Annotated in this window: 16 protein-coding genes; 12 read left to right on the top strand and 4 right to left on the bottom strand. The window is 42.5% G+C overall.

Annotation, left to right across the window (positions count from 1 at the left end; all coding sequences use genetic code 11):
* Positions 1-5: 5 nt before the first annotated feature.
* The 6 genes from paiA to AC58UU_RS22760 all read left to right on the top strand — a co-directional run bounded on the left by paiA (position 6) and on the right by AC58UU_RS22760 (position 5,607).
* On the top strand, positions 6-524 hold the full coding sequence (gene paiA, locus AC58UU_RS22785) for a spermidine/spermine N(1)-acetyltransferase (protein ID WP_497319073.1): 519 nt from the start codon (positions 6-8) through the stop codon (positions 522-524).
* A 164-nt stretch (positions 525-688) separates the two neighbouring features.
* Positions 689-1,930, top strand: coding sequence for a hypothetical protein (locus AC58UU_RS22780; RefSeq protein WP_497319072.1), 1,242 nt, complete (start codon positions 689-691; stop codon positions 1,928-1,930).
* 59 nt (positions 1,931-1,989) lie between these two features.
* The gene (locus AC58UU_RS22775) at positions 1,990-2,715 is read left to right on the top strand and encodes an ABC transporter ATP-binding protein (RefSeq protein WP_497319071.1); all 726 of its coding nucleotides are present in this window, start codon (positions 1,990-1,992) and stop codon (positions 2,713-2,715) included.
* Positions 2,702-3,454, top strand: a complete 753-nt coding sequence (locus AC58UU_RS22770; protein ID WP_497319069.1) for an ABC transporter permease — start codon at positions 2,702-2,704, stop codon at positions 3,452-3,454. The genes AC58UU_RS22775 and AC58UU_RS22770 overlap by 14 nt, the downstream gene beginning before the upstream one ends.
* A gap of 12 nt (positions 3,455-3,466) precedes the next feature.
* The gene (locus tag AC58UU_RS22765; RefSeq protein WP_497319068.1) at positions 3,467-4,894 is read left to right on the top strand and encodes a sensor histidine kinase; all 1,428 of its coding nucleotides are present in this window, start codon (positions 3,467-3,469) and stop codon (positions 4,892-4,894) included.
* 17 nt (positions 4,895-4,911) lie between these two features.
* Positions 4,912-5,607 carry a response regulator transcription factor gene (locus tag AC58UU_RS22760; protein WP_497319356.1) on the top strand — a complete coding sequence of 232 codons (696 nt, stop codon included), beginning with the start codon at positions 4,912-4,914 and terminating at the stop codon, positions 5,605-5,607.
* A 163-nt stretch (positions 5,608-5,770) separates the two neighbouring features.
* Here AC58UU_RS22760 and AC58UU_RS22755 read toward each other — a convergent pair whose 3' ends face one another.
* A complete protein-coding gene (locus AC58UU_RS22755; RefSeq protein WP_497319067.1) occupies positions 5,771-6,286 on the bottom strand; it encodes a dihydrofolate reductase family protein in 516 nt (171 codons plus the stop codon).
* Complete coding sequence (locus tag AC58UU_RS22750) at positions 6,283-7,173, bottom strand: alpha/beta fold hydrolase (protein WP_497319066.1); 891 nt, start codon at positions 7,171-7,173, stop codon at positions 6,283-6,285. Before AC58UU_RS22750 ends, AC58UU_RS22755 begins: the two co-directional genes overlap by 4 nt.
* Positions 7,174-7,308: 135 nt before the next feature.
* Between AC58UU_RS22750 and AC58UU_RS22745 the strand changes: the two genes are divergently transcribed.
* The 3 genes from AC58UU_RS22745 to AC58UU_RS22735 all read left to right on the top strand — a co-directional run bounded on the left by AC58UU_RS22745 (position 7,309) and on the right by AC58UU_RS22735 (position 8,876).
* Entirely contained in the window at positions 7,309-7,692 is a 384-nt protein-coding gene (locus tag AC58UU_RS22745) for a winged helix-turn-helix transcriptional regulator (protein WP_497319065.1), read from the top strand.
* Positions 7,693-8,490: 798 nt separating this feature from the next.
* Positions 8,491-8,682 carry a hypothetical protein gene (locus AC58UU_RS22740; protein WP_497319064.1) on the top strand — a complete coding sequence of 64 codons (192 nt, stop codon included), beginning with the start codon at positions 8,491-8,493 and terminating at the stop codon, positions 8,680-8,682.
* A 44-nt stretch (positions 8,683-8,726) separates the two neighbouring features.
* Positions 8,727-8,876 carry a hypothetical protein gene (locus tag AC58UU_RS22735; protein ID WP_497319062.1) on the top strand — a complete coding sequence of 50 codons (150 nt, stop codon included), beginning with the start codon at positions 8,727-8,729 and terminating at the stop codon, positions 8,874-8,876.
* Positions 8,877-8,925: 49 nt separating this feature from the next.
* Here AC58UU_RS22735 and AC58UU_RS22730 read toward each other — a convergent pair whose 3' ends face one another.
* A complete protein-coding gene (locus AC58UU_RS22730) occupies positions 8,926-9,342 on the bottom strand; it encodes a DUF1259 domain-containing protein (RefSeq protein WP_497319061.1) in 417 nt (138 codons plus the stop codon).
* Between the two features lie 47 nt (positions 9,343-9,389).
* The gene (locus AC58UU_RS22725; protein WP_497319060.1) at positions 9,390-9,809 is read right to left on the bottom strand and encodes a DUF1259 domain-containing protein; all 420 of its coding nucleotides are present in this window, start codon (positions 9,807-9,809) and stop codon (positions 9,390-9,392) included.
* 389 nt (positions 9,810-10,198) lie between these two features.
* Here AC58UU_RS22725 and AC58UU_RS22720 point away from each other — a divergent pair, with 389 nt between their 5' ends.
* From AC58UU_RS22720 to AC58UU_RS22710, 3 genes are all read left to right on the top strand, one after another.
* On the top strand, positions 10,199-10,642 hold the full coding sequence (locus tag AC58UU_RS22720) for a cell wall hydrolase (RefSeq protein ID WP_497319058.1): 444 nt from the start codon (positions 10,199-10,201) through the stop codon (positions 10,640-10,642).
* A gap of 286 nt (positions 10,643-10,928) precedes the next feature.
* The gene (locus AC58UU_RS22715; protein WP_497319056.1) at positions 10,929-11,288 is read left to right on the top strand and encodes a YmaF family protein; all 360 of its coding nucleotides are present in this window, start codon (positions 10,929-10,931) and stop codon (positions 11,286-11,288) included.
* A gap of 338 nt (positions 11,289-11,626) precedes the next feature.
* A complete protein-coding gene (locus AC58UU_RS22710; RefSeq protein ID WP_497319355.1) occupies positions 11,627-13,222 on the top strand; it encodes a GMC family oxidoreductase in 1,596 nt (531 codons plus the stop codon).
* Positions 13,223-13,344 lie beyond the last annotated feature (122 nt).

The following is a 13,344-nucleotide window of genomic DNA, read 5'->3' as shown; positions in this document are numbered from 1 at the left end:
ATAAAATGACTATAAATATAAAAAAGTGCACATTTGAAGATCTAGGATTACTTCAAGAAATTAGTGTTGAAACATTTAATGAGACATTTAAGAATCAAAATTCACCTGAAAATATGAAAGCCTACTTGGAAAAAGCATTTAACTTAAAACAATTAGAAAAAGAATTATCAAATATCTCTTCGGAATTCTATTTTATTTATACTAATGAGGAAATTGCCGGGTATTTAAAGCTAAACACCAATGATGCTCAAACTGAAATAATGGGCAATGATTCGCTTGAAATCGAGAGGATTTATATAAGGAAAAAACTTCATAAACAGGGGCTTGGTAAATATCTAATAAATAAAGCTATAGAAATAGCGATAGAACGGAATAAAGAGAAGATCTGGCTAGGGGTTTGGGGAAAAAATGAGAGCGCAATTACCTTTTATAAAAAAATGGACTTTGTTCAAACAGGAGCCCACTCTTTCTATATGGGTGATGAAGAACAAATAGATTTTATAATGACCAAAACACTCATATAACATTTTCTCTGAAGCTCACCTCATCGAAGGAATGGTAGAAAAAAGTAGCATGGAAAGAGAGTTAATACTTTGTTAATAATTCATTTAGATGGATTCAATAAGCGTATATTAAAATAAATGGTAAGGAAACGTTTCCCGCAAATTGTGTTTAAAGGAGAACAAAGATGAAACTTAGCAAAAAATCAATTACTGTACTTTCATTCACGCTTGGAGCCTGTCTATTCGTATCTACCGCTTTCGCCGATGCGCTGCTTGGATCCGGGTATGACCGGTTGAAAGATTCAGCCAAAAACACGGCTGCTCTGATGGAAAAGGATCTAAACAACTATACGGTCGAGGCGCTGTATGTATTGAAAGATAATGATCAAACCTTGCTTCAAGATTCCATGATCGCGAAAATGGATACGGTAAACCAGGTGTCTGAGGAAAATAAGGTGACTAAAACCGCAAAGGGCGAAACCACCTCCAGTTATTCGTATTCCGACAAGAAGCTTTCAGTTAGGAAAAGCGGTATGGATAATACCTATTACGTAACGGAATATCCGGCTGATGTGAACCAAAAAGGGCCAGCTGATTTCAGTAACCCTTTTAAAGAAAACGGAGCAGCGGAGATAGAAAAAATTGTTGACGCCGTGGTTGGCTCTCTGAAAGATTATGTGCAAGTAGAGGAAGGGACTAACGGTGGAAAAGTGTATTCGGGAAGCTTGTCCGAGGCACAGGTGCCGGCCGTCGTGAATGCTGTCTCCTCCTTTGGTATCAAGCAGATGCTTAATGATGAGAGAGATTTACCGAAAATAGAGAGCGATATTTTTGTGAAAAAGGTTGTGGGTACGGCCGTTGAAAATAAAGCAGGCTATCTGGAAAATGTGACGGGTGATATCACTCTGTCAGGAAAAGATAAAAATGGGGTTCAGCATGACTTAAACTTGAATGTCATGGTCAAGCTCTCGGAGATTGGCAGCACGAAGATTACCATGCCTGACCTAACGAGCGCAAAGGTTGAGAAGGTCAGTTATTCAGGCGGATTTAGCAGTAAATATGTGGGAACATATAAAAATGATATCATTATGGACAAAGACGGTAAGTTCGTGAAGATTGGCGAGAGAACGGTTGAAGTTACAAGCGTAGATGGTGATAAAGTGACAGGAAAGTATTCAGAAACTGTTTATCCTGGGTTTGAGAGCGAGTATCCAAACAAGGATACATTTAATTTTGAATACAATCCGGCGACATCTTCAACTTTTACTTACACAGATGCGAAGGGTGAACAGAAAAACGGAGCGATTCATCCAAACTCTGCTGGCAAGGTGTATTTTGAAATGAATGTAGAGGTCATCGATAAAAACTCGTGGAAATCTAACTCGAAACCATATTATGATGGAGAATTCAGACGCATATTTGAATAGAAATGATGTTCAGGAGGCTGCTGATGCGGCTTCCTGAGCATTTTTAGGGAGATGATGAATTGACAGTCAAGGCGATTGAAATAAACGACTTAACCAAGTCATTTAAGAATGGCCGGGGAATCAGCGAGTTGAACTTAGAAGTAGATCAAGGGGATATATTCGGTTTTCTAGGACCAAATGGCGCAGGGAAGACGACAGCCATGAAGATGATAACAGGACTTATGAAACCGGATCGAGGCGATGTGAAGATTTTCGGAGCGAGCATTTTAGAAGACTACGTCAATGCGATGAAGCATGTAGGCTGTATGATTGAAACAGCGGAGTCGTATCCCTACTTGACGGCAAATGAAAACCTGAAACTGTTTGCGAGGTTCTATCCAGAAATTGATCAGCGAAGAATCGATGAATGTCTTGAAATCACAGGGATGCTGAAATATAAAAATGAGAAATCACAAAAATTTTCGCTCGGGATGAAACAAAGACTGGGGATAGCGGCGGCGATTCTATCGAGACCGAAACTGTTAATTTTGGACGAGCCTTTAAACGGGCTGGATGTAGAGGGGATGCTGGAGATGAGGAAGTTGATCAAACAGCTTTCCCAGGAAGGCACGACTTTTTTTATTTCCAGCCACTTGATTCACGATGTGGAACTAACGTGCACAAGAATAGGGATTATTTATGGAGGCAAGCTGGTCAACGTAGAATATACCCAAAATATTCTGTCTTATTATTCGTCGCTTGAGAACTATTTTGTTAGTGAGGTGGACAGGAATGGCAGGGTTTAGAGCTGCATTTATGAATGAAGCGGTGAAGCTGCTTAAAAAGAAAAAAATGATGGCAGCCGCGATATTGTCCATTCTTGCCGTAATGATCGGTCAAATTGCCGTAACAACGATAAAGCATGGCCTTGGATTAAGAGTTGTAGGGAGTGTTGAATTTCCCATCGTAGTTCTGTCGTTTATTGCTTATACGCTTTTACCGTTGTTTGCTATTTTTGTAGCGATCGATATGTTTAACGGTGAATCCTCATCGAATACGATGAAAATAACACTTTTAAGACCGGTCTCCAGATTCGGTGTTTTTAGTGCGAAGGTTTTGAATTTAGCTCTATTTATTGCTGGGAACCTTTTATTTGTCATGGTTCTTTCGCTACTGGCTGGTTTTATATTTAATCCTTCGTCCGCCAGCCTGCTTGGGATCGTAAAGGTCATTGTGTCATATGGCTTAACTTTTTTTCCTGTATTTGTGTTTGCGCTTATCGTCGTGCTGTTATCCAATGTGATTCAGGGAGGACTAGCCGTATTTTTCCTCTCCATTCTTGTGTTTATTGGTTTTAATTTTCTGGGCATAGTGTTCTCATCCTACTCGAGTTTTTTTATCACGTCGATGTTTGACTGGTATACCCTCTGGATTTCTGAATCGATCAATGTCTTTAAAATATTCCGCCAGATTTTAATCATGTCAGGTTGTGGTATCATGTTATTTACTACGGGGTATTACTTGTTTGACAGCAAGGATATATAGAAAGGAATATACATGCACTTAACGAAACGGTTTTTCACGATGAATACGCTGGCTGTGCTTCTTTCCATTGGTTTGACGATCCTGGCTGTCATTATTTTTGTTGCTACTTATACGAAAGTTTTTGACCGCGAAGCCGATATGAAGGAGTTTCAAAAAGGGTTCGAGGTCAGGGCAGCGATCAGTGAAATCAAAAAAGAAGCGCTGACCTTGGGGTTCGAGCAACTCTTGGATAAGAAATATCAACAAGAGCTCTCTGATCGAGTGATCGTTTTGGGTGCCAGTGCTATCATTTTAGTGGGTAGAGAGGTTTTGTACGCCACTCAAAATTTTAATAAGATTGATATCGAGAAAAGCCTAATGCTGTCCGGCGACAGGTCTAATCGCGATGAGATAGAGCTTGATGGCAAAACGTATATGTTTACCCGAGCGGATTACAAACTTCCGTCCGGTGATACGGGCATTCTGCTGTTGCTTGCGCCAATCAAGGTGAAAACAAGCTTTTATATGCTGCTTGGCATCTTTACGGTCAGTTTTTTCACGGTTGTTTTTTTGCTAATGAATTTTTGGATTTCGTATAAGTTCTCACGTGGAATTATTTTACCGATATCCAGATTAAAGGACGCCGCTATAAAAATCAGGGAAGGGGATCTGAGCGGCGAGATTTCCGAAGAAGGCGAAGGTGAGATTCGGGAATTAGGCAGAACCTTGGAGTTAATGCGGATCAAGTTGAAGGAGTCTGTCTATTTGCAGCAAAAATATGATGATAACAGGAAGTTTTTAGTTTCAAGTATTTCTCATGACTTAAAGACGCCTGTGACTTCCATTAAAGGATATATCGAAGGGATTATCGATGGGGTAGCCAAGACGCCTGAGAAAATGGAGGAGTATCTGGAAACCGCTCGATCCAAAGCTATTTTGGTAAACGCGATGATCGATGATCTCCTTTTATATTCTAAGCTCGATTTGAACCAGCTTCCTTACCATTTTGAAAAGAGTGATTTGGCGAGTTATTTCGAGGATTGCGTCGCGGATCATAAATATGAATGTGAAAAGGCTAATTTATCCTTAGCGTTGATAAATGAATTAAAGGAGCCTGTCAAAGTATTAATTGATCGTGAAAGATTAAAGAGGGTCGTACAAAACATTCTTGATAATGCTATGACGTATGCAGAAAAGTCGAATGGAAAGATTGACATTATACTCAGGGAAACTAGAACGTCTGCTATTATAGAAATTAAGGACAATGGAAAAGGAATACCCGAGAACAAACTTCCCTTCATATTTGAACGATTTTATCAGGTAGACCCTTCAAGAAAAAGCGGCAGTGGACTAGGTCTTGCCATAGCTAAACAAATAATAGAAGGGCACGACGGGAAAATATGGGCTAAAAGCAATGTAGGAGAGGGAACCGGGATCATGATATCTCTTAAGAAGTTCTAACATGTCTGGAGGTAATGATGAAAAGAATTTTGATTGTTGAAGATGACCAAAGTATTGCCAATCTGCAAAAGGATTACCTTGAGCTCAGCGGGTACTCGGTTAAGATGGTGAACAGCGGCTCAGAGGGCTTGAGAGCTCTAAAAGAGGAAGAGTTTGAGCTTGTTATATTAGATATCATGCTGCCAGATATGGATGGGTTTGAAGTGTTGAAAACAGTTCGTGAGCAGGATGATATTCCAGTGCTTTTGGTATCGGCGAGAGCAGAGGAAATTTATAAAATTAACGGTTTGGGCCTCGGTGCGGACGATTATATTACAAAGCCGTTCAGCTCGGGTGAGCTGGTAGCACGGGTTGGTGCTCATCTGAAAAAATTCGAGCGGATGAAAGAGCGGTTTGGAAAGGGGAATGAGGGAAGCACGATCCAGATTAGGGGTCTTGAAATTCAAAAGGATGCCAGAAGAGTTTTTGTGAACGGAAATGAAGTCGTTCTGGCCCAAAAGGAATTTGACCTGCTTCTGTTTCTTTTGCAGTATCCCAATCGGGTATTTGGCAAGGAAGAGCTATTTGAGAGGATCTGGGGGATGGATGCGATGAGCGACGCCTCTACGGTAACGGTTCATATTGCCAGGATCAGAGAGAAAATTGAGGAAATCCCATCTAAACCCCAGTACATAGGAACCGTTTGGGGATCCGGATATAGGTTTATGGTATGATCCTAACCGGAGTCTGCTGGATCCATTAGTTTAGACAGTGAGGTTTGACCCCCAATACTTACCGTTACAAACAACAATATAAAAAGCGATAAGACAGCCATTTTAATGGTTATCTTATCGCTTTAATGTTATTTTGACAGTTTGGTTGGATCAACCACTTGTACTAGCGGCTAACCGCGTAATGCAGCTGGATGACGCCGCCGCCAAGCGGCTTGGTATCTAGAAGCTGAACATCTTTGAACGTATAATTATCTGTGTCGATCATTAGATGAAGGCCCTTGCCCTCCAGCACAGGCGCTACATTGAAGATCAGCTCGTCGACAAGCCCCTGACCTAAAAATGCATTGTGCAGAACAGCGCCGGCCGCTACAACTGAGGTTTGATGTCCTTTCTGCCGAAGGTAGTTCAGGGCCTCCTGCGGCGATCTTGCAATCGTTGCCCCCGGAAGGGCGTCAACGTTCTTGGAAACCACAACGATATCCAAATCGGCAAAGGGACCGCCGCCGGTACCGCCGCTGGCCGCCATGGCCTCGAAAGTTCGACGTCCTACAATAAAATTCCCGGCTGCTTTGGCATGCTTCGCAAAATCATCAAGTGCTTCCTTCTTCGGCGGGTTCTCGGGACTCGACTGTGCATAGTTACCGTTGGCGCTTAATGTTGCCCATAAAATAGTTTTCATATGATTTTTCCTCCTGAGGTCCTTGACCATATTTTTCGAATTGATGCTGCTACCCGATCCGGTCGATCTTCCTGCACATAGTGAGAAGCATCGTCGAGGATTTCGGTTTCGTTCATCGGCAGATAGCTCTGCCATTTGGCCATGGCTTCAAGTGGGAAGCCGGCGCTGTCTTTTGTCCCCCACATTATTTGCGTGGGCAAATCGGATAACGACGGCAGTCCCGATTCAATCGCCGCCAGCCAAGACCGGGCCTTGCGAATCTGCCCGGGGAATACCCATGTCGGGATTCTGGACTCCGGTGTCGGGAACGGGTCAGTATAAGCTTTCCTCAGGCTTTCCGTCACTTTCTCGGCATGGTGGATTCCCTGCGGAACTATGACCTTGGCGAAGAAGTTACGGCGAGTCTGTAGCCAATATCCGAAAGGCCAGCCTCCCATCACAAGAGAGAACAATTTCATCGGAAGCAGCGTCGCTGGCCACGCCCAAGTGTTCATCAAGACGATTCCACGTAGCTGATCCCGGTTCCGTATGGCGTAGTTAAGGCCGATCGGCCCGCCCCAATCTTGGACCACTATGATAAAGTCTTTCAGATCCAGGCGGCGGATGAAGTCCGATATGGCCTCCGAATGCTCTTGCGGCGTATAACCATAGCCGAATGGCGCTTTGGACATTCCGAAGCCGGGATAATCCGGAGCGATAAGTCGGAATTCACCGCGCAACTCCTTAATGACATTCCTGTAAAGATATGACCACGTCGGATTCCCATGAAGGAGAAGAACTGTCGGTCCGTTTCCTTCGTCAATATAATGAATATTTCCGTTGCGGTATGGCAGCCAATGGTCTTTAAACGGGTACTCCATCACATCCACGTCAAATGGTCTTTTCATTGTCGTCTCCCTCCCATCTGTTGCATTTCTTTTTTTGCTCTTTCTGTTTTCAATAGTAGCCGACTGTGGTACATTTGAAAAGTAGTTACAATAAAGTGCAATAGTTTCAAAAAATGAACTATGGAGGAAACGCCGATGTTGGATCGCTCTTGTATCGAAGCCATTGATCCTTTGCTGGAAATCTTGGATGGCAAGTGGACCCTCCCTCTTCTGCTGGAGTTGTTTGTCGGCACTAAGCGATTTGGAGAGCTTCGCCGAAGGCTGAACCCGATTAGTCCGAAGACGTTAACGGATCGGCTGCGGGTGCTGGAGGAGAAGGGAATTATAACGCGCACACTGTACCCGGGTGTGCCCCTACACGTCGAATATGAGCTAACAGAGCGCGGACGGAATCTGCAGCCTATTTTTGCCGCTATGTGGGCATGGGTTCAGGAAAATGGCTTAAGTCCCGAGCGTGGGACGGAAATAGTTGAGGAAATCCATTCTTCTAGGCAATATATTGTGGGCAATGGTTTGTAAGAAGTGTCTTAAAGTAGACAATAAAGTTTTGAAGTACTTTAGCGTTCACTCTACTGGGTGAACGCTTTTTTTAGCAGGGTGGAGGAGGTGATTATGCTAGATGAACGAATCTTTGTTCCCTATTTCCATTATTATGGTAATGTATTAAAAGGAGGGGGAGATGGAAAATGAAAATAACGAATCTCATTGGTATACTAGCTTCAATTGGCTCAATGATACTTTGGATTATATTTACTTTTTACAATCCATACACTCATGAGCGTGTTGACAATGACGTTTTGTTAAATACATTATTTACGCTTTTTGTTCCAGCTTGTATAGCATTGTTAGCGTCCGTTATTAAAAAGCCTTCCCTTATGTTTATTGCATTTGTCTGGTCACTTCCTATAAGCCTTTATACCGCAATGACCCCGAGTATTTTTAAATTGTTTGGAATTACTTCAGTTCTGTACCTTATATCGGGTATTTTGATGATGAGGGAATATAGGTCTCGACATAAAGGACTTTAATCAATGTTAAAGTTAAAGTTTACTGTGCTAACGGAAAACTATAGCTCAAACAGAACGAAACGAGGCTGCCGGCACAATAGGCAGCCTCGTTTCGTTAGCAGTTTAGTGAAAAAGGAATCAAGTGGTAATAATAAACTAATCGGATAACAAGAGCTCATCAAAGGTTGCCAATATAGGTCATCCTCGGTCCATCTAGACGGTGGACTTTGCTTCCTTGAATTCCTGAATAAAAAGTAAATATAAGGCGAATAATTGCCTAGTAATGAAATCCACTTTAAGGAGGCTTGCAATGACTGAAAACAACCAGTTTGATGAAGTCGAAGACTTCGTGAGCTTTGAAGCTATGTCGGCTATGACTGCTGCTGAGATGCCAGATGAAAGCGAAAATCCTGATGATCATGATCCGAAGAAAGATAATCAATTCGATAATCAATTCTTATATCCGCCGATTAATCCGCATCCCCGAAATGACTTAGAATAGTGTCATCTGCCAATGTACCCCCGACAATTAGTATCCGATGAAGTTTGGTTCTCGTCAAAGGGAACGATAGCTCGCTTGAGGCTGCCGACTTCAATCGGCTGCCTTTCCAACGGCTTTATCATCCATGGAATCCACAAGAGCAGCTGAAGCTTGATCTGCTGAACATTCAAACAGCGGTAAGCCTTCCTTCTTAAAAGCTAAAAAAAACATCGAAATAATATTTCGATGTTTTTTTATAATTAGCTAACCCAGAAAAGCGATAGAACGTTTTACTTTCTTTGCAAATTCAAGAGGATTATCAATCGACTCCCAGTGAATATATATAAGACGCGGGTTCTCGAACAGCCAGTGATTATGGACTGCTGTTACTTTAATCCCGTTATTGCGAAGATTGGTCAACAAGCGATTTACTTGGTTTTGGAAGAGAGCCGTTTCCCCCAAACAGAGTGCGCGACCCGACTTGTCCAATGATTCAAACGAGAACAGTTGATAATTGACTAAAGGAGATGCTGTACGTCTTCTTAAAATAGAGGCGTTAAACCTTCTAGTTCTAGTAACAAAACAAACAGGACCTTTTGTAATTTCATGCTCGGTTCCACCTAAAATGGTTGAAAATTGATCACATAGTTTTCTAAAGGCTGGACTTACTCGTGGCGCCATATGAAAACATCCTTTCATAATAAGATACGAACAAAACTCAACGGCGATTAACCCAAGAATGCAATGGACTCTTTGGTTCTTGTCGCAAATACGACAGGATTCATGATGGCTTCCCAGTGCATATACATTAATCGAGGATTTTCTTTTAACCAGTGATTATGCATCGCAGTCACTTTTATCCCGCGTTTACGTAGGTTCGTTATTAAACGATTAACCTGATTTTGATGAACGGCAGTCTCACCCAAGCATAGCGCACGCCCCGTACTATCTAGCGATTCAAACGAGAACATTTGCATTTGAACCAGAGGGGAGCGCGTTCTTCTTCCTAAGATCGTTTCTCTTAAATTCGTCATTCGCGTCACAAAACAAACCGGGCCTGCTTCAATTTCCGATTCACCTCCTAAGATTCTGCTAAATTGCATACAAAGTGTTCTGAATTGCGGACTTACTTTCACTTTTTGCGCCATATAAATCCTCCTTTAATCATGTTCGACATAGCATATGATCAAAGTAGAATAGAGAATTGGACCAATCACTATTGTTTCAAAAATGTACGAATTCCACAGACTATCAAAAACACGTAAAAAAGCACTCTGAACATAGAGTCCTTTATGAAAACTGAACGTAGGATTTCAATTATTCTTCGCTATTTTCGAATTTGTTCCTCAAAAGTTTAGCAGAGAAGGTATGACGCATTGGATAAAGAACCTTCAAACCAACGGCTGAGAGCAGAGTGATTTTTACCGCTATCGAGAGAATGATCACTTCCGACAAGTCACAACAAAATGCCAGAGTAACACATCCGCTTCACCTACAATATGATGAGTCTAGAAATAAAATCTAAAGAGGTGAGACAATGGCAGTCGTAAAAGCTAGGAAACAGGATATTGATATGTTGGCAAGGTTGCTTCGAGCTGAAGCTGAGACCGAAGGCGAAATGGGCATGCTCCTTGTTGGAAATGTTGGCATTAACCGAATAAGAGCGAATTGCTCCGATTTTAAAGGAATCCGGACAATTCCCCAAATGATCAACCAGCCGCATGCGTTCGAAGCATTGCAACATGGTATGTACTATCAAAACGCAAGAGAGAGGGAACGTCGTCTGGCGCAACGGACTGTGAATGGGGAGCGGAATTGGCCAGGCAAATTCTCCCTATGGTATTTCCGTCCAGGAACGTTCGAAAATCCCGGACCATGTCCGCCGACCTGGTATAATCAGCCGCACGCAGGACGATGGAAGAAGCACTGTTTTTATGAACCGACCGCGAAAGAATGTGAAAATGTATATAATACGTTTTAATTTTATGAACGGAAAGAGCTCAGGATCTCTAAGTAAGCGCTCGATCTTTATATGAGAATGTGAAACATTTCCGCAGGATAAAAGTAAGAAGCTATCGGAGAATGGGATTAATGTCAATTTCATCTCCATAGATATATCCTGTCATGATATCGTAATCGTCGGCGTCGTTAATACTAATAAAAATAAGGCAAAATTTTGGTAAACTTATGTGTATTTTGTACCTTTCAGATGGACTGCATAAAGCATTTAATATGTTAAAGTCAATATTTGAAGGGTTGTGTTAAAGATGTCATTTAGCCGTATTCAACATCGTATGGAAGGCGTTACATCCGTTACACTGCAACACCAACATTTGTTCAGTAACATAACAGATTTATTAGTTCGTATCCCTGGTTCCCACAAACATACATTTCAAGGGATATCGAATACGACAAATGGTCATAGGCATTCGTACTCAGGGACAACCGGACCTGCCATAAATGGACAAGGCGCGAATCATTTTCATCGTTTTAGAATTGTTACACAATTAACGAATGGGCATACCCATATCATTATGGGGAGAACTTCAGTCCCTATACGGATTCAAGGCGTCATGTCTCATAAGTTAATCATCGAAAAAGTCATTCAGGTAAAAACGAAAAAGTAAGACGGTATCATTTCCGACAAGATCATGTATTATTTCATAGTTGAGAACAGTTATCACGACATTAATTTCTCAACATAAAACATAATTGTCTCCCAACAGTTGATGATGTTGGGAGACAATTATGTTTTGAAGTAACAAAAAATGTCTTGAAGTGAAAAATCGCCCAATCATGAGTTATATACAAACTTTAAGCACTATTTTCCTACTCACTCTGCGATTAATAAGCCACTTTTCGTCACCTCGAACGTGCGGAAGTAATAAGCTATACAGCTGGGCTTTTTAATCATTTGACGCAAGTGAAGGAGTGGAGCAATCTGCGAAACATCAGAAAAAAATTGATGTTCGACTACATCGTAATCGGAACAGGTCCTGCGGGAGCTGCAATAGCCAAGACACTCACGGACGATAAAAAAACTTCTGTACTAGTTATAGAAGCCGGAGAAAACAAGGATCGTGACAGGCCAATCAGGGATTCTGTATTCGCTCCCGAACTTGAGGAGCTTTTTTTCGCGCAATATTTCTGGCAGGGTGAGGGGACTCCTCAAAAAGGGGTTGACGATCGCACATTTGAATGGACGACTGGGAGACTCTCGGGAGGAGGCTCCTCAATTAACGGCGAACAGTATGTACGGCCAACAGCGGCAGTGCTTCGGCAATGGGAGAACCTGTTGGGACCTTCTTGGTCATTCCGGCGGGCAACGAGAACTTTCAAGAAATTGGAAAGATATAACGGAGAGACCAATAACCCGCAGTCTCGTGGATTTAACGGTCCCGTCGACATCCGACAGGCACCGCATAGGCCGACGGCCATGGCTCGTAAATTAGTTCAGGCAATCGAAGAAGCGAGTGGGTTTACTGAAATACTTGATTATAATGATCCCCGAACCCCGCTTGGCCCTTTTACCCGCTGGCAGTTGTTCCAAAATCCAAGTGGCCGACGTGAAAGCTCCTCTACGGCCTTTCTATCCTCCAGTATTATGACTCCTGGTGGTCGGGGAGTGAACGGCCGAAAATTGAGTGTTTTTTATAAATCGACAGCGAATCGTGTACTTTTTGCTAACAAACGGGCTATCGGCGTAGAATTTTTGAAAGAGGGCAAATGCATGAGTGCGTTCGCTCGCAAGAAAGTGATTGTTTCAGCGGGAATCAATAGCGCTCAACTTCTTATGCTTTCCGGAATCGGCTCTGCCACACACCTAAAAGCGGCAGGCATTCCATTAGTTTATCATAATCCAAATGTAGGAAAAAATTTAAGGAATCATACATTGAATACTGCAGTGTTTAGAGCGAATAGGAACGACAAAGCGCTACCGGATCGGGACCAAGCCGCTCTTTATACAGGAGGCGCTTTTTTGCCGGATCCAACTCCCGGCGCTAATCAAAGAAGAAGGGCAGTACAGCTTATCGGGATTGGGTCAGGTGATACTCTATCGCTCGTTTTAATTTATTTAAAACCTAAGAGCCGGGGAACCATTAAAATACAAAGTAACGATCCGCTGCAAATCGCACTTGCCGATGAGGGCTTCCTGGATAACACGGAAGATATAGAAGCGGTAAAGAACATCTATAGAATTTATATCAGGGAAATTGCTGATCGCCTTACAGCCATTGATCCGGAGTACCAGCTAGTATCGCCCAGTCTCGACATTATGAATAATGATGATGCGTTAGAAAGTTTTATAAAAGAAAACTTTGGTCATAATCATCATCAGCAGGGCTCTCTACGGATGGCACCGCGCTCGAAGGGCGGCGTTGTCAATCGTCGGGGAGAGGTACATGGGGTTAGCGATCTAATCGTTGCAGATGACTCAATTATTCCTTTCACCGTTGACGGCAATACTACCGCTCCTGCCTATCTTATCGGACTAACTATTGCGGAGCAATTACGAAAAAAAAAGCACGTACTCCCGACGCGCGAATGGGAGATTGAATAGTAAAAAGCCGCTTTCCTATGGATAGGAAAACGGCTTTTCCGCGTGAACGAATGCTTAGATTTAGAAAACCTAAGTGGAAGAGTTGCTTTGAAGCGGCTCCTCTTTGATTTCCGTTGAATTAA

It is taken from the genome of Paenibacillus sp. JT22N1, from assembly GCF_059692155.1.
The sequence above is the reverse complement of the archived record's forward strand: the minus strand, read 5'-3'. Positions and strand labels throughout refer to the sequence as shown.